This is a genomic window from Novosphingobium kaempferiae, from assembly GCF_021227995.1.
GTDB lineage: Bacteria > Pseudomonadota > Alphaproteobacteria > Sphingomonadales > Sphingomonadaceae > Novosphingobium > Novosphingobium kaempferiae.
This window is the reverse complement of sequence record NZ_CP089301.1, coordinates 5,222,659-5,238,828: the sequence shown is the minus strand read 5'-3', so window position 1 is coordinate 5,238,828 and position 16,170 is coordinate 5,222,659. Positions and strand designations below refer to the sequence as shown.

The 16,170-nt window shown below is 65.7% G+C and carries 13 protein-coding genes; 12 read left to right on the top strand and 1 reads right to left on the bottom strand.

The features are described from left to right. Nucleotides 1-3 precede the first annotated feature (3 nt). From nuoL to trhO, 8 genes are read left to right on the top strand one after another with little or no spacing between them, the layout of a single operon-like run. Nucleotides 4-2,106, top strand: coding sequence for an NADH-quinone oxidoreductase subunit L (gene nuoL / locus LO787_RS23750; protein WP_232493423.1), 2,103 nt, complete (start codon nucleotides 4-6; stop codon nucleotides 2,104-2,106). 4 nt (nucleotides 2,107-2,110) lie between these two features. Beyond that, nucleotides 2,111-3,643 (top strand): NADH-quinone oxidoreductase subunit M, encoded by a 1,533-nt coding sequence (locus LO787_RS23745; protein ID WP_232496410.1) that lies wholly within the window; start codon nucleotides 2,111-2,113, stop codon nucleotides 3,641-3,643. Beyond that, complete coding sequence (gene nuoN, locus LO787_RS23740; RefSeq protein ID WP_232493422.1) at nucleotides 3,643-5,106, top strand: NADH-quinone oxidoreductase subunit NuoN; 1,464 nt, start codon at nucleotides 3,643-3,645, stop codon at nucleotides 5,104-5,106. The genes LO787_RS23745 and nuoN overlap by 1 nt, the downstream gene beginning before the upstream one ends. Continuing rightward, on the top strand, nucleotides 5,103-5,807 hold the full coding sequence (locus tag LO787_RS23735) for a biotin--[acetyl-CoA-carboxylase] ligase (protein ID WP_232493421.1): 705 nt from the start codon (nucleotides 5,103-5,105) through the stop codon (nucleotides 5,805-5,807). Before nuoN ends, LO787_RS23735 begins: the two co-directional genes overlap by 4 nt. 15 nt (nucleotides 5,808-5,822) lie before the next feature. Further along, nucleotides 5,823-6,602: a type III pantothenate kinase gene (locus LO787_RS23730; RefSeq protein WP_232493420.1), complete on the top strand. Its 780-nt coding sequence runs from the start codon at nucleotides 5,823-5,825 to the stop codon at nucleotides 6,600-6,602. Next, nucleotides 6,599-8,224: a ribonuclease J gene (locus LO787_RS23725; protein ID WP_232493419.1), complete on the top strand. Its 1,626-nt coding sequence runs from the start codon at nucleotides 6,599-6,601 to the stop codon at nucleotides 8,222-8,224. The genes LO787_RS23730 and LO787_RS23725 overlap by 4 nt, the downstream gene beginning before the upstream one ends. Nucleotides 8,225-8,236: 12 nt before the next feature. Next, nucleotides 8,237-8,527 carry a DUF1467 family protein gene (locus LO787_RS23720; protein WP_232496409.1) on the top strand — a complete coding sequence of 97 codons (291 nt, stop codon included), beginning with the start codon at nucleotides 8,237-8,239 and terminating at the stop codon, nucleotides 8,525-8,527. A gap of 43 nt (nucleotides 8,528-8,570) precedes the next feature. Further along, nucleotides 8,571-9,512 carry an oxygen-dependent tRNA uridine(34) hydroxylase TrhO gene (gene trhO, locus LO787_RS23715; RefSeq protein WP_232493418.1) on the top strand — a complete coding sequence of 314 codons (942 nt, stop codon included), beginning with the start codon at nucleotides 8,571-8,573 and terminating at the stop codon, nucleotides 9,510-9,512. 22 nt (nucleotides 9,513-9,534) lie between these two features. Here trhO and LO787_RS23710 read toward each other — a convergent pair whose 3' ends face one another. Further along, nucleotides 9,535-12,132: a coiled-coil domain-containing protein gene (locus LO787_RS23710; RefSeq protein ID WP_232493417.1), complete on the bottom strand. Its 2,598-nt coding sequence runs from the start codon at nucleotides 12,130-12,132 to the stop codon at nucleotides 9,535-9,537. Nucleotides 12,133-12,258: 126 nt separating this feature from the next. Here LO787_RS23710 and LO787_RS23705 point away from each other — a divergent pair, with 126 nt between their 5' ends. The 4 genes from LO787_RS23705 (at nucleotide 12,259) to LO787_RS23690 (ending at nucleotide 16,170) form a co-directional block, all read left to right on the top strand. Next, complete coding sequence (locus LO787_RS23705) at nucleotides 12,259-12,561, top strand: Hpt domain-containing protein (protein WP_232493416.1); 303 nt, start codon at nucleotides 12,259-12,261, stop codon at nucleotides 12,559-12,561. 89 nt (nucleotides 12,562-12,650) lie between these two features. Then, nucleotides 12,651-13,832 (top strand): hypothetical protein, encoded by a 1,182-nt coding sequence (locus LO787_RS23700; RefSeq protein ID WP_232493415.1) that lies wholly within the window; start codon nucleotides 12,651-12,653, stop codon nucleotides 13,830-13,832. Between the two features lie 35 nt (nucleotides 13,833-13,867). Further along, entirely contained in the window at nucleotides 13,868-14,800 is a 933-nt protein-coding gene (locus LO787_RS23695; RefSeq protein ID WP_232493414.1) for a hypothetical protein, read from the top strand. Further along, the gene (locus tag LO787_RS23690) at nucleotides 14,797-16,170 is read left to right on the top strand and encodes a sensor histidine kinase (protein WP_232493413.1); all 1,374 of its coding nucleotides are present in this window, start codon (nucleotides 14,797-14,799) and stop codon (nucleotides 16,168-16,170) included. Before LO787_RS23695 ends, LO787_RS23690 begins: the two co-directional genes overlap by 4 nt.

Sequence of the window (16,170 nt, the reverse complement as noted above, 5' to 3'; positions counted from 1 at the left end):
ACCGTGTCGATCTACCTCATCGTCTTCCTGCCGCTTCTGGCGTCGATCCTTGCCGGGTTCGCGAACAAGTCCCTCGGGCTCGTTCTTCCCAAGGTGCTGACGACGGGCGCGCTGTTCATCGCCTGCGCCCTGTCGTGGCCGATCTTCATCTCGTTCCTGACCGGATCGGCTGAGGCTTCGGTCGCGCCGGTCCTCAAGTGGGTCGCCTCGGGCACGATGACCTTCGACTGGGCGCTGCGCGTTGATACGCTCACCGCCGTCATGTTGGTCGTCATCACGTCGGTTTCGGCGCTCGTGCACCTCTACTCGTGGGGCTACATGAGCGAGGAGCCGGATCAGCCGCGCTTCTTCGCGTACCTCTCGCTGTTCACCTTCGCCATGCTCATGCTGGTGACCGCGGACAACCTGGTGCAGATGTTCTTCGGTTGGGAAGGTGTGGGCCTGGCCTCGTACCTCCTGATCGGCTTCTGGTTCCGCAAGCCCTCGGCAGGCGCCGCCGCGATCAAGGCCTTCGTGGTCAACCGCGTGGGCGACCTCGGCTTCATGCTCGGCATCTTCGGCACCTACCTGGTGTTCGGGACCGTCTCGATCCCCGAGATCCTGCACGCCGCGCCGTCGATGGCCGGTTCGACGATCGGCTTCCTCGGCTACCGCTTCGACACCATGACGGTGCTCTGCCTGCTGCTGTTCGTCGGCGCCATGGGCAAGTCCGCGCAGCTCGGCCTGCACACCTGGCTTCCGGACGCGATGGAAGGCCCGACCCCGGTGTCGGCGCTGATCCACGCGGCCACCATGGTCACCGCGGGCGTCTTCATGGTCTGCCGTCTCTCGCCGATGTTCGAGCAGAGCGAAACCGCGATGCACTTCATCGCCGTGATCGGTGCCTGCACCTGCTTCTTCGCCGCCACCGTCGGCTGCACGCAGTGGGACATCAAGCGCGTCATCGCCTACTCGACCTGTTCGCAGCTCGGTTACATGTTCTTCGCCACCGGCGTCGGCGCATACGGTGCGGCCATGTTCCACCTGTTCACGCACGCCTTCTTCAAGGCGCTGCTGTTCCTCGGTGCGGGCTCGGTCATCCACGCGATGCACCACGAGCAGGACATGCGCTTCTACGGCGCGCTGCGTAAGAAGATCCCGATCACCTTCTGGACGATGACGGCGGGCACGCTGGCCATCACCGGTGTCGGCATTGCGGGCGTGGTCGGTTTCGCTGGCTTCTACTCGAAGGACGCGATCCTCGAAGCAGCCTTCGGTTCGGGCACCCAGGTAGGCACCTTCGCCTTCTGGATGGGCATCTTCGCCGCGCTGATGACCAGCTTCTATTCTTGGCGCCTGGTGTTCCTGACCTTCTTCGGCAAGGCCCGCTGGACCCAGTCGGAGCACATCCAGCACGCGATCCATGACGCGCACGGCCACGGCCATGACGATCATGGTCACGACGATGCCCACGCGCACGACGAACATGGCCATGATGACCATGCTCATGCTCCGGCGGATATCGGCTCGCGTGGTCCGGACTACGCCGACCATGGCGACGGTACGGGTGGCTACCATCCGCACGAAAGCCCGCTGGTCATGCTGCTGCCGCTGCTGATCCTGTCGGTCGGCGCCGTCGCTGCCGGTCTCGTCTTCAACCATGCCTTCGTTTCCGAGGGCGAGGGCGAGTTCTGGAAGGGCGCGCTGGTCTTCCACGAGCACCTGATCCACGCCATGCATGGCGTGCCGACCTGGGTGAAGTGGACGCCGTTCACGGTCATGGCCATCGGCTTCGTGACTGCCTGGTACGGCTACATCAAGAATACCTCGTTCCCCAAGGCAGTCGCCGACCAGATCGGTCCGGTCTACACCTTCGTGTACCGCAAGTGGATGTTCGACGAACTGTACCACAACATCTTCGTCAAGCCTGCTTTCTGGCTCGGCGGCGTGTTCTGGAAGGTGCTCGACATCGGCGTGATCGACCGGTTCGGTCCGGACGGTGCCGCGGCGGTGGTCGCCCGGGGTTCGACTTACGCGCAGAAGGTCCAGTCGGGCTATCTGTACAGCTACGCTCTTGTCATGCTGCTGGGCCTTGTCGGCGCCATCAGCTGGGTGATCGCGGGATAAGATGATGAGTGGTTTTCCGATCCTCAGCCTGATGCTGCTGGTGCCGCTTGCGGCGGCACTGGTATGCCTCTTCCTCGAAGCGAAAGCGGCGCGCACCCTGGCGCTCGCCGCGACGCTGGTGGACCTCGTCCTCGGCATTGTCCTGTGGATGAACTTCGATATCGGTGGCGCCCAGTGGCAGTTCACCGAGCGCCTCGAAATCTTCTCGGGCTTCTCCTATGCCGTCGGCATCGACGGCATTGCGCTGCTGCTCATCATGCTCTCGGTCTTCCTCATGCCGATCTGCATCGGTGCGAGCCAGTCGGTCGAGAAGCGCGTGGGCGAGTACATGGCCGCATTCCTGCTGGTCGAAGTGTTCATGCTCGGCGTGTTCATGGCGCAGGACCTGTACCTGTTCTACATGTTCTTCGAAGCTGGCCTGATCCCGATGTATCTCATCATCGGCATCTGGGGTGGCGCGGACCGCATCTACGCCTCGTACAAGTTCTTCCTCTACACGCTCCTCGGCTCGGTGCTGATGCTCGTGGCGATGCTGTGGATGGTCCACACCGCCGGCACCAGCGACATCCCGACCCTGATGGCCTACGATTTCGACCCGCAGGTCCAGACGTGGCTGTGGCTCGCCTTCTTCGCCAGCTTCGCGGTGAAGATGCCGATGTGGCCAGTCCATACCTGGCTTCCGGCGGCGCACGTTCAGGCGCCGACCGCGGGCTCGATCATCCTGGCGGGCGTTCTGCTGAAGATGGGTGGCTACGGCTTCATCCGCTTCTCGCTGCCGATGTTCCCCGAGGCTTCGGCGTACTTCGCGCCGCTGGTGTGGGGCCTGTCGATGGCCGCCGTGGTCATCACCTCGCTGATCGCGCTGGTGCAGAGCGACATGAAGAAGCTGATCGCTTATTCGTCGGTCGCGCATATGGCGATCGTGACGATCGGCCTGTTCGCCTTCAACGTGCAGGGCCTCGAAGGCTCGATGCTGGTCATGCTCAGCCACGGCCTCGTCTCGGGCGCGCTGTTCCTGTGCGTCGGCATCATCTACGATCGTCTGCACACCCGTGAGATCACCCGCTACGGCGGCCTCGCCATCAACATGCCGCGCTATGCGCTGTTCTTCCTGCTGTTCACGATGGCCTCGATCGGCCTGCCGGGCACCAGCGGGTTCGTGGGCGAGTTCCTGAGCCTTGGCGGCATCTATCAGGTCTCGACCTGGACGGCGCTGATCTGCACCACCGGCATCATCCTGGGCGCAGCCTACATGCTGTACCTCTACCGCCGGGTGGTGTTCGGCGAGCAGAAGAACGCCGACGCCGCAGCCATGTCGGACCTCGACCTTCGCGAAATCGCGATGGTGGTTCCGCTGGCGCTCGGTGCCCTGTGGATGGGCATCTACCCCGAGAGCTTCATCGCTCCAATGCGCGCCGATATCGCCGCGCTCGACGCTCGCCTCGCTCGTGCGGCACCGCATGGCGACAGCGCGCCTACACCTGGAAAAGCTAAGCCTGCGCACCACGAAGAAGCTGCGCATGGGGGGTCACACTGATGGACTGGTCGCACTCCCTGCGCCTTATCGCGCCGGAAGAAACGCTGAGCATCGCAGGTCTCGTCCTGCTCCTGATCGCCGCCTGGGGTGGTGACAAGGCAAGCCGCCTGATCTCGATCCTCGCGGTCGCCGCCCTGGTCGGCGCGACCTTCCTCGTCGCGCCCGCGCTGTGCGGCGGCGCGATGGGGCCGGACTATTCGGCGTTCTTCGGGCAGGTCCATGCGGATGCATTCTCCAGCTTCGCCAAGATCCTGATCTATCTCTCGGCGGCGGCGACCCTCGTCGTCGCACCTGCCTTCTTCGACCGCCTCGGCGCGATGAAGGCGGAGTTCCCGATCCTCGTGATCTTCGCCGCACTGGGCAGCGGCATGATGGTGTCGGCGGGCGACCTGCTGGCGCTCTACATCGGCCTCGAGATGAACTCGCTGGCAGCCTACGTGTTGGCAGCCTTCGTCCGCACCGACGGACGCTCTGCGGAAGCAGGCCTAAAGTACTTCGTGCTGGGCGCGCTGGCTTCCGGCATCCTGCTCTTTGGCATGAGCCTGACCTATGGCTTCACCGGCACGACCTCGTTCTCGGGCATCAACGCCGCGCTTGCAGGCGGTCTTTCGAACGGTGCGCTGTTCGGCATCGTCTTCATGCTGGCGGGCCTCGCCTTCAAGATCAGCGCCGTGCCGTTCCACATGTGGACGCCCGACGTCTATGAAGGCGCGCCGACTCCGGTCACGAAGTTTTTCGCGACGTCGGGCAAGGTTGCGGCCATCGGTCTCACCATGCGTGTCATGCTCGATGCCTTCGCCGATCAGGCGGATGCATGGCGCCAGATCATCGTCTTCATCGCACTCGCGTCGATCGTGGTGGGTGCGCTGGGCGCGATCGGTCAGAAGAACATCAAGCGCCTGATGGCCTATTCGTCGATCAACAACGTCGGCTTCATCCTTGTCGGCCTGTCGAGCGCGAACGTGCAGGGCGCTTCGGCGATGCTGTTCTACCTCGTGATCTACGTTGCCATGACCGTGGCTGGCTTCGTGACCATCCTGATGCTGAAGGACGAGAACGGCGAGCCGGTTGAAGAGATTGCGCGCCTTGGTGGCCTGTCGCGCACCCGTCCAGGTCTCGCGCTGGCGCTGGCGATCGTGATGTTCAGCCTTGCCGGTATCCCGCCGCTGTTCGGCTTCTGGGGCAAGTTCCTCGTCTTCCGCGCAGCAGTCCATGCGGACATGATGGCGCTGGCCTTCCTTGGCTTCGCGGCTTCGGTGATCGGCGCGTTCTACTACCTGAAGATCGTCAAGGTCGCGTACTTCGACGAACCGGTGGACGCGGTGAAGGGTGAGAGCGACGTGTGGCACAAGGCGATCCTGATCGTCACCTGCCTGTTCATCTCGCCGCTGGGCTACCTGCTGAGCGGGTGGCTGCAGGGCCTGACCGACACCGCCGCGACAGCGTTGTTCCACACGCTTTGATAGAGGTTGTAGCCGAAACCGGCTCCACCAACGCGGATCTGGCAAAGCGGCTTTCGGGCGGGGAGTACCTGTCCGAAGGCCGCTGGCTTGTTGCGGATCGACAGACTGCGGGCAAGGGGCGGCTCGGGCGTGCGTGGGACGACGGTGCCGGAAATTTCATGGGATCGACCGTCGTGCGCATTGCGCCGACGGACCCGGCACCTGCAACGCTGGCTTTGCTGACGGGCCTCGCCGTTCATGAAGCGCTGAGCACTTTCCGCAGTGAGGGCTTGCAGCTCAAGTGGCCCAACGACCTACTGCTTGATGGCGGCAAGGTCGCGGGAATCCTGCTGGAAATGGTTTCGGGCGTCGTCATCGTTGGTATTGGCGTGAACCTCGCCCATGCGCCCGATGTTCCGGGCCGAAAGGTCGTCGCTCTGTCAGATTACGGCAAGGACGTTTCGCGGGATGATTTCGCTGGAGCGCTTGCCGCCGCTTTCGACATCGAACTCCAGCGCTGGCGCTCTGTCGGCCTTGCTCCGCTGTTGCGCCGCTGGCAAAGTGCCGCTCACCCTGTGGGAACGTCGCTTCGGGTGCTTCCGCCCGGCGAGGACGCGGTCGAAGGTACATTTGCGGGGCTTGCGGAGGACGGAAACCTTCGCCTCGCTCTGTCGGATGGCGCGATCCGCACGATCCACGCCGGCGACGTCCTGCTTGTATGAGGAACTGAAAGAGCCATGCTGCTCGCAATCGACGCCGGCAATACCAACGTCGTCTTCGCACTCTTGGAAGGGCGCACGATCAAGGGCCGTTGGCGCATCGCCACCGACCCGCGCCGCACTGGCGACGAGTATGCCGTTTGGCTGATGCAGCTTCTCGCCATTCGCGGCGTAGAGGCGAAGCAGGTCACGCAGATCATCATCTCGACCGTGGTGCCTCGCGCGCTTCACAACCTCGAGATTCTGGCGCGCCACTATTTCGACATCGAGCCCCTCATCGCCGGGCAGGGCAAGGCGGACTATCGCATCGACATCGACGTCGATCAGCCAAGTTCGCTCGGCGCAGACCGGGCAGTAAATGCCGTGGCGGCGCACGATAAGCACGCGGGCGACCTCATCGTCGTGGATTTCGGTACGGCGACAACATTCGACGTGATCGACTTCAACGGCGCCTACAAGGGCGGTATCATCGCGCCTGGCATCAACCTTTCGCTCGACGCATTGGTCGGCAACACGGCGAAGCTGCCCCGCATCGCCATCGAGGCACCCAAGTCCTCCAGCGTCGTCGGACGCAACACCGAAGATCAGATGCTGATCGGCGTCTTCTGGGGCTACGTGGCGATGATGGAGGGCCTCATCGCCCGCATTCGCGCCGAGATCGGTCGCCCGGCCAAGGTCATCGCAACGGGCGGTCTCGCCGTGCTGTTCGATGAAGCCACGAACATTTTTGACGCCGTCGATGCCGATCTCACGATCGACGGTCTCGCCATCATTGCCGAAAGGGCAGCTTCTAAGTGATTCCCGGTAAGGAACTTCTGTTTTGTGCGCTCGGTGGTTCGGGCGAGATCGGCATGAACGTCAATCTCTACGGCTGTCAGGGCAAGTGGCTGATGGTCGATCTGGGCATGACGTTCTCAGGCAACGAATACCCCGGCGTTGATCTCGTTTTCGCCGATCTTGAATTCATCGAGAACGAGCGTGAGAACCTGCTTGGGATCGTGCTGACCCACGCGCACGAGGACCATATCGGCGCCGTTCCGTATTTCGCCGAGGAATTGGGCGTGCCGCTTTATGCGACCCCCTTCACGGCGAAGCTGGTCGCAGCGAAGCTGGAAGAAGCGGGCATTCTCAACGACGTGGAACTTATCGTGGTCGATGACCTCGAGAATTTCCAGCTTGGCCCGTTTGGCATCCGTTACGTCCCGCTGGCGCACTCAATCGCCGAGGGTAATGCGCTTCTGATCGAGACGCCCTACGGCCGCATCTTCCACACCGGCGACTGGAAGCTGGATGATGAGCCGCAGATCGGCACGCCGGCAACGCAGGCGGAACTGACGGCGATCGGCGACGAGGGCGTGCTGGCACTCGTCTGCGATTCAACCAATGTCTTCAACCCGGAGGCCTCCGGTTCGGAAGGCGAGGTCTATCGCGGGCTCCTCGAAGAGGTGAAGAAGCACAACGGTCGCCGCGTGCTGGTGACGACGTTTGCATCCAATGTCGCACGGCTGCAGACGCTGGGAGACGTGGCGAAGAAGACCGGGCGGCAGTTGTGCGTCGCTGGTCGGTCGCTCGACCGCATCATTCAGACCGGGCAGTCCTGTGGCTATCTCAAGGACTTGCCCGACCTTGTCGATCCCGACACCGCTATGGATCTGCCGCGCGGCGACGTGTTGATCGTCGCGACTGGCGGGCAGGGGGAGCCGCGGGCTGCACTGGCGCGCATTTCGGAAGGCAGCCATCCGATCAAGCTGGACAAAGGCGACGTGGTCCTGTTCTCCAGCCGGCAGATTCCCGGCAACGAAATCCAGATCGGTCGCATCCAGAACCGCCTCGCGGATGCGGGCGTGGTGGTCGTGACCGACCGGCAGAGCCCGATCCACGTCTCCGGCCATCCCGGGCGTCCTGAACTGGAGGCGCTCTACGGCTGGCTGCGTCCGCAGATTCTGCTGCCGGTCCATGGCGAAATCCGCCATATGAAGGAGCAGGCACGCCTTGGCATCGCCAGCGGCATTCCCAAGGCGATCTTCCAGAAGAATGGCGATCTCGTGCGGCTTGCCCCGGATCATCCCGGCAAGTTCGGCGAAGTCCGCTCCGGGCGCCTCGTTCTCGACGGCGATATCATCGCACCGGCAGACGGCGAGGCTATCATCATGCGTCGCCGCATCGCCTTCAATGGCGTCGTCTCGGTGGCTGCCGATCGCAGGGGACATGTGGAGGTCTCCGCCATCGGCCTGCCGCTCGATGAGGACTACGCCGAGTTCGTCGAGGAAGCGAAGCGCGATGTCGCCGAAGCGCTGAACCGAGCCAAGAAGGCCGATCGCGATACCCGATCCGAAGCCGCACGCCTTGCGGCGCGTCGTGCCGCGACCCGCTGGTCGGGCAAGAAGCCGCAGGTTCAGGTGCTGTTGCTGGAGGACTGACGCGCGATGGCGATGAACTGGACCTCAATGCTGGCGATCTACGCGCTCTTCTGGGTGATGAGCGCGTTTCTCGTCCTGCCCGTGGGTTTACGTACACCGGATCAGGTGGAGGGCCACAAGGTTCAGAAGGGGCACGCGGACAGCGCGCCGGTCAATTTCCGGCCGAAGCTCGTCGCCAAGCGGGCTACGGTGGTCGCCGTGGTCCTCTTTGCCCTTTATTACGCCAACTATGCCAATCAGTGGATCACGGTCGACGATCTCAATTTCTTCGGCAAGCCACCGGTTCACGACCTGGGTTATTGATCGCCCCTTTGGCTTTGCCCGTGTTTCGCGCTAGGGGCGCGCAATGGACCAGCACGAAACCTTGTGCGTAGCGGCGCTCTACCGCTTCGCTCCGTTCCACGATCCCGCCGCACTCAAGCCTGCGCTGGAGGCCCTGTGCCATGCGCAGGGTATTCGCGGAACGCTGCTGCTGGCGGCGGAGGGCATCAACGGCACGGTAGCTGGCTCCCATGATGGCATCGATGCGCTGCTGGCGCACATCCGCGGACTTCCGGGCTGTGCGGATGTCGATGTGAAGCTTTCGGGCGCCACGGAAATGCCGTTCCATCGCATGAAGGTGCGGGTCAAGCGCGAGATCGTGACGATGGGGCAGCCGGACATCGATCCGCTGGCAAGCGTCGGCACTTATGTCGAGCCCCAGGACTGGAACGCGCTCATTGCCGATCCGGACACGGTCGTGATCGACACCCGGAACGACTACGAGGTGGCGGTCGGTACTTTCTCCGGCGCTATCGATCCCGAAACCCACAGTTTCCGCGACTTCCCGGAGTGGTTCCGCGACAACCGGGAGAGCCTGCTGGGCGGTGGGAAGACCAAGGTGGCGATGTTCTGCACCGGCGGCATCCGCTGCGAGAAGTCGACCGCGTTCCTGAAGCAGGAGGGTATCGACGATGTCTACCACCTCAAGGGCGGTATCCTGAAATACTTGGAAACCGTGCCGCAGGAAGACAGCCTGTGGCAGGGCGAGTGCTTCGTCTTCGACCAGCGTGTCACCATCGGGCACGGGTTGGTGCAGGGCAGCTACGAACTGTGCCATGCCTGCCGCCGTCCGGTCGATGCGCAGGCGCGCGCGTCCGAATTGTACGAAACAGGCGTAAGTTGCCCGGCTTGCCACGGTGAGCGGACGGCCGAGCAGCGTGCGGGTTATCGCGAGCGGCATCGGCAGGAATTGCTTGCTGCCGAGCGTGGGCAGGCGCACGTCGGCGCGGATTACCGGGCGGATTGATACCCGCCCGGCAGGAAGTTGCTCAGTTCCGCAGGCGTTCGATACCCTGCGCAAGTGCCACGTAGAGCTTGCCCATGTCCGAGGACAGCAGGGTCACGCCGAGCGCATTGCCGTCGCGGGTGGACAGCACCTGCCGCAGAATCCCTTCGAAATCATGGATGTAGCGGCTGACGTTGGCGCGGAATGCGTCGTCGCGCTCGAAGATCTGCTGGATCGCCTTCACTTCGCCCGCGTCGAGCAGGCTGACGGCGCGGCGAGTGAAGATGCCGCGATCACCGCGCAGGTAGGCGGCCCAGGCATTGTCGGCGATGTCGCTGGAGAGGACCGTTGCGATGTCTATCGCATTGGAATTGAGCGATTCCGTGATGACGGCGGCACGCCTTGAGAAGTCGTTGTCGACCTTTTCCTCGGCCTGTTCGCGCGCCTGCGTGACGCGGCCCTCAAGGTTGCCGACGAGGTCGTCGACCTTGGCGATCTGCTCGCGCAGTTGCGTCGTCGCTTCGCGGGTGACGCCTGACGCGTGGGCGACCGCCTGTTCCAGTTGGCCTGAGATTTCAGCCACTTTTCCGCGCATCGCCTTGTCGATGGCGGCTGCGCTTTCATCGGCCAGCGTGTCCGCGACGCGGGTGATGCGTTCGGCGCTGTCGTCCTCGATCGAGGCGACCGTTTCGTCGAGCGTGGTACCGAGTGCGGCGAGGGCGCCGATGAGCGCGCCGCCGGCCTTGTCGGCGGCGGCCTGCGTGGCAGCGTCGATCTCCGCGAGAGTGCCTTGCAGGCGCCCGAGAAGGGCGGCGTGGTCGGCTCCGCGCGCGGAAATCTGCGCCTGAGCCTGCGAAAGCCCGGCGATCAGCGCGTCGAGATCACGGCCCGAAATGCCGATCCCGGCAGCTACGTCCTCACCGCCCTGAACCGCTTCGCCAAGCTGGGACAGAACGACACCTAGACCGTCCTGAAGGCGACGGAGTCGGTCTTCAGAGACCGCGAGCGCTTCCGGAAGCGCATTGTGCGTCTGCCGGGCGCTCGCCTGGATCAGTTCGAGCAGGCGGACGCTGTCCTCGGTCAGCTTCTCCACCTCGCCATCGGTCGATGCGAGCGTGGCGCGTGCGGCAGTAAGGCGATCGGTCAGTGCCGAGAGGCTCCCCGCTAGACGGTGCTCCGCTTCGCTCGTCTGCGCGGCGATCGTTTCCATGCGGGCTTCGTAGCGACCGAGTTCGCCGGTGACCGCGCCCGCCCGTTCGGCCAGCGCGTCGGCCTGGATGCGGTGGCGTTCGAGCCGCTCGGCGATCGCGGCGTCGAGTTCGCCGAGCATGTGCTCGATGCGGGCGATCGCATGGCGTTCCTGCTCGACCTGTCGCGACTGGCGCTCCTGCGCTTCCATCGCGAGACGCTCGGCGCGCAGGCCGATGGACTCGTCGATCTGGCATGCTTCGGCGGCGATCGTGGCGAGGCGGCCCGCAAGTGCGTCGATGGCGCTCTGCTGTGCCTCGGCGATTGCGATGCCGGTTGCGGTCTGTTCGTCGGACAGATCCGAAATGGATGCACGCAGGGCTTCGGTGGCGCGCTGCTCGGCTTCGCGCAGGGCGCGGGAGACGACGTCGCTTTCGTCGCGCAGCGCGCCAAGGCGGGCGCGCAGCGAGGTGAGGCTTTCGGCCTCCTGCCGGTCGAGTTGGCGGCGCGTATCGTCGATCTCGTCACTGAGTGCCTTGGTGCGGGTGCGGATCGCGGCGAGAGCGTCGACTTCGTGCTTGTCGAGGCGGGCGCGGAATTCGTCCCCACGTTCGTCGAGGGTAGCGAATCGCGCGCTCAGTGCCTGTTCCAGCTGCTCGCTGCGGCTGTTGAAGCCGTCGAGCGTCTCGTTCACCTGATCGCGCAGCAGGCTGACCTGCCGGGTGCTGGCGGTGCCGAATTCGTTGAGGCGGTTGAAGCCGTGGATCATGTCTTCCAACTGTCCGTGCGCGGTGCGACCGGCGTTGGCGATGTTGTTGGTGACGTCCTTGGCGGAGCTGGCGATGACCGGAAGCTGGCCGCGCAGCTTCTCCATGTTCTCGAGCGCGGCGTTGCTGACGGTGCTGATCGAATCGACGCGGGCGCCGTTGTCACGCACCAGTTCCTGCAACCGGTCGGCGTTCTGCGACAGGCGTTCGGCGGCGAGGCGGCCCAGCGTCTCCAGATCGCGTGACTGCGAGGCGATGAATTCGCGGGCGAGGCTGAGTTCGCGGTTCACCGTGGTCAGGCGCCGTTCCAGCAGCGCCGATTCGGCGGACAGCACCCGGGCGACATCGCCGAAGCGACGGCCTTCGCGGGCGCTGTTGCGCATGACCAGCAGCCAGACGAGGCCGACCAGCAGCACGGGCACGCACCATTGCATCACCAGCGCCGGGACTTCGGCCAGAGCAATGCCACCGCGCATCGCGGGAAGCTGCGCCACGACGAACAGCGCGGTCCATCCGGCGACGATCAGGCCTGCAAGCGCAGGTGCGATCCAGGCGCGTGCGGCCGGCTCGGGCAGGGGCTCTTCGGCGGTCTCCGCAGCCACCCATGCATCGTCCCAGCTTTCGGTCGCGGGCGGCTCCGCGGTTGCTTCCGAAGTGGTGTCCGGCGCGGCTTCGGTGGCGTCCATTGCCGACTTCTCGCCAGCGCCCGTCCCGAATGCGATGATCCTGTTTTCCCCAGCCATCCGGCGACGATACCATGAGCGGCGTGGCAATAAACCCCGCCTTAAGACTTCGCCGATTAATCTGGGGAAATGGCTTATGAAGCAGGCGCCCTCGAAGCGACACTCGCCGCCGCCGCCGGCGGCGACCCGGAGCTTATGGCCGAACTGCGCGCCGCCTATATCGAAGGCGTAGGGCGTCAGGTCGACCTGCTCGAACGCGCCCGCTGCGACGGCAACTGGGTGGTCGCGGCCACCCGCCTCAAGGGGCTAGCCGCCAGCTTCCACTCCGCCCGCCTGCTGGTTCTGGCGCAGGACGCGCTCGACGCCGCGCCGGGCGAGCCGACCGTGGTGCGCCGCCTCAAATCCTATCTGGTCGAGTTTTCCGGAGACTGATCCGCCGCTGTGGCTTGGCACCCGCCCCGGACCTGCCTACATCTTGGGTCGGTGTCGGAGGTTCGGATTTGCGCATAGCATTGTTGGCCATGACGGAGCCTGCCGTGTCCGGGCAGCCGTTTCCGCGCGCGTTCCTGCGCGTCGCGGGGGCGAGCGTCGCCCAGCACCAACTCGGCATGGCGCTGGCGCTCGAATGCCAGCGGGTCATCTGCATGGCGCGCGGGACGTCGCCGGAGCTGATCGCGCTCCAGCATGACGCCGAGGACGCCGGGTTGCAGTTCGCCATCGCCACCGGGGCCGGGCAGCTTGCCGGTCTGGTGACGGCGGGCGACGAACTCGTGGTGATCTCGGAAGGCCTGTTCGCCGATCCGGTGCAGGTGGCTGCCCTGCTCGAAGGCCGCGCTCCGGTGGTTCTCGTCCAGCCGGTAGAGGGCGCGCTGGCCGCCGGGTTCGAGCGGATCGACATCAACCGCGCCACCGCAGGCGTCATGCGCGTGCCCGGATCGCTGGTTGAGCGGCTGCACGAACTGCCGATCGACGTCGACGCCGTCTCTGCGCTGACCCGCATCGCGCTCCAGTCGGGCATCACCATGCGCGAGGTGCCTTCGGCGGCGCGCGCGGGCTCGGGGTGGCGCATGGTTCGCAGCGAGGCCGAGGCCTACGCGCTGGAGGACGAGTGGATGCGCGCCCGCTTTGCGCAGGACGGAACGCGCACGCCGGGGCGGACGATCGCCCGCTTCGCGGTGCTGAGCTTCGGCTCGTCGCTGCTCCACGCGGGCAATGCCAGCAACGTGGTTTCCGCTGCCGTCCTGGTGGCATTGTTCATCGCTGCGGGCACCGGCTGGTTCGGGTTCCTGTGGTGCGCCTTCGCGTTCCTCGCCATCGCCTGGCTGCTGGTCGAGGCGAGCCGCCTGCTGCGCGCCGCGGAGCGTCATGCGCTGGGACAGGCGTCTCCGGCGATCCCGCGCGCGGATGCGCTGGTCTGGCTGGTCGATGTCGCCTTCGCGGCGCTGATCCTGCTCGATACCCCGCGCTTTCCGGGCGAGCCGGTGCTGGCGTGGCTCTGTACACCCGCGATCCTGATGCTGCTGCTGGTGCTCCTGCCGCGCATCGCGGCGGGCCGCTTCGCCGGGCTGTTCGCCGATCGTGCGCTGCTGGGGCTGGTGCTGGCCTTCGCATCGGGCTTCGGGCAGGTGCTGCTGGCGGTGCGCCTGATTTCCGCCGGTCTCGTCGTCGCGGCGCTGGTTCTCCCACGCCGACGCGACGGATAACCCGGGATTAACCAGATGCCGGTTAGACAGGGCATATGATCGATCAGGCCGTTCCTTCGGCAGATGCGCAGACTGCGGAAGCGGCGCTGCGGCGCGACCTCGCGCGGGGCGACGCGGCGGCCACTTCGGCGCTGCCGGTGCTGCGCTATCTCGTCGCGGCCGAGGAGCCAGCGCTGCTGAGCGAGGAAGTCCTTGCGCGGGTGCGCGGGATGCTCGCCGATGTCGCGGCGCAATTGCTCGACGCGCTGATCGGAAAGGCCGACCGACGCGCCCATGCGCCTGACGAGATCGCGGTGCTGACACGGGCCTTCCTCGAAGATGCGGTGCTGCTGACCCACGTTCATGCGCTGGCGCTCGAATGGCAGCTGGCGGAGCGTCTGCATGAGCGCCTCGTGCTCGATCCGGTCGTCTCGCCGCTGCTGGAAGCAGGCCTGGCGGCGGGTGACTTCGACGCGCGGGCCTTCGTGGCGGCGCAGGCGCGCTGGAGCCAGGCGCAGCGTCGTCTTGCCCTGCCGCTGGCGGAACTGCCGGGCGACGTGCTTGAGGCTGTGCTCGGCATCCTGCGCGCGCTGGTGGGGGCGGAACCGGCACTGTCGGAGCGGGCACTCGCGGTCGAAACGGAAGTGCGCGGCGCTCATGCAGTCGGGGTCAATCGGCTTGCGCTGGCGGCGCGGATTGTCGGAAAATCCGAAGGCGATGGGTCGCTGACGATCGGGAATGCGGGCGTCGCGCTGTTTCTGAGTGCGCTGGGGCTGCGGGCGGGGCTTTCCCGCGAGGCGGCGATACTGGCTACGCAGCCGGGGCAGAAGGCGCGGCTCGCGTTGGCCTTGCTGGCGGCGGGAGCATCGCAGGCGCGTCTTGAGGACCAAATGCTGGTGCTCCATCCGGCGTCGGCGCTGCCGCAGGGGCTTGCTGCGCTCGATGGACGACGTGCGGCGTCGATCCTCTCCGGGGGCGGATTCGCATGATTTCGGGAGAAGGCGCCATCCTCGCACGCGCGGCCTGCGACGGGCAGGATCGCCTGCTTAGTGCCGATGAGCCGCTGGCGGGCCTGCAACTGCGCTGTGGAGGAGAGGTGCCCGGTACCATCGCCGTGCCCGAACTGCTCGATCTGGTGCGCAGTGCCCGCCGGTCGCAGCTGCCGGTCGCTTGCGCCGTGAATGCGCAGGACGGCAGCGATGTGATCTCCACATGGGTCGAAGTCGAGCCGGAGGGCGAGGGCTGCGCGATCCGCGTGCGCAGCTGGCACGCCGAGCCGCTTATCGCGCTTGACGGCACCATTGCTGGACAACGCCGTGCGGTCACCGACCGGCATCTCGCCGAACTGTCCGCGTGGCTCGATGCCGGGCAGCGGGTGATCGCGGCGACATCCGATTCGGCAGAACTTGCCGGGCTGGCCGCCGCGATGGAGCAGGGAATCGGCCGGAACTGGACGGATTTCCTCCCGCCAGAGAACGTCACGCACCAGCAGCCGCTGCACTGGCGCCTGCTCGACGGTGCGCCGGTGATCGTCGAGGGATCGTCGCGCAGCTGGCGCGTGTCGCTGATCCCGCAGATGCGCCCCGGCTACGAGCCTTCGGGCTTCGAACTGCTGCTGCTTTCCGATCAGGCCCCGCCCGATGCCATCCCGTCGGAGCATCGCGTCGTACAGGCGCCGCGACGGGGGCTGGTCGGCCAGGATCTCGCGCCCGTGCTCAAGCAGCCGATCGCGCGCATCGTCGCCAATGCCGAGACGATCCGCACGCGCCTGGCCGGGCCCTTGCCCGATGCTTACGCGGAATATGCGGGCGAGATCGCCAGCGCGGGCAAGCTGCTGCTCGATCTGCTGGAGGACATGGCCGACCTCGAAGTCGTCGAGGCGGACGGCTTCGTGACCACGGCGGATTTCATCGACCTGTCGGAAGTGGCGCGACAGGCGGCGGGTATCCTCGGCGTCAAGGCGCGCGAGAAGGGCATCGTGATCGAGGCTCCCGGCTTGCAGGACAGCGCGCCCGCGCTCGCCGAGTTCCGCCGCGTGCTCCAGGTGCTGCTCAACCTCATCGGCAACGCGATCCGCTATTCGCCCGAGGGCTCGCGCGTGACGATCAGCGTCGAGGCCGATGGCACCCGTGCGCGGGCTATCGTCGGCGATCAGGGGCCGGGCCTCGGCATCGCCGATCAGGAACGGATCTTCGAGAAGTTCGAGCGCCTCGGGCGCAGCGGCGATGGCGGTTCGGGCCTTGGCCTCTACATCTCGCGCCGACTTGCGCGGGCGATGAACGGTGATCTCACCGTCGAAAGCACGCCGGGGCAGGGCGCGCGCTTCACGCTCGAGGTTCCGGGCGACCCGGAAGGCTGA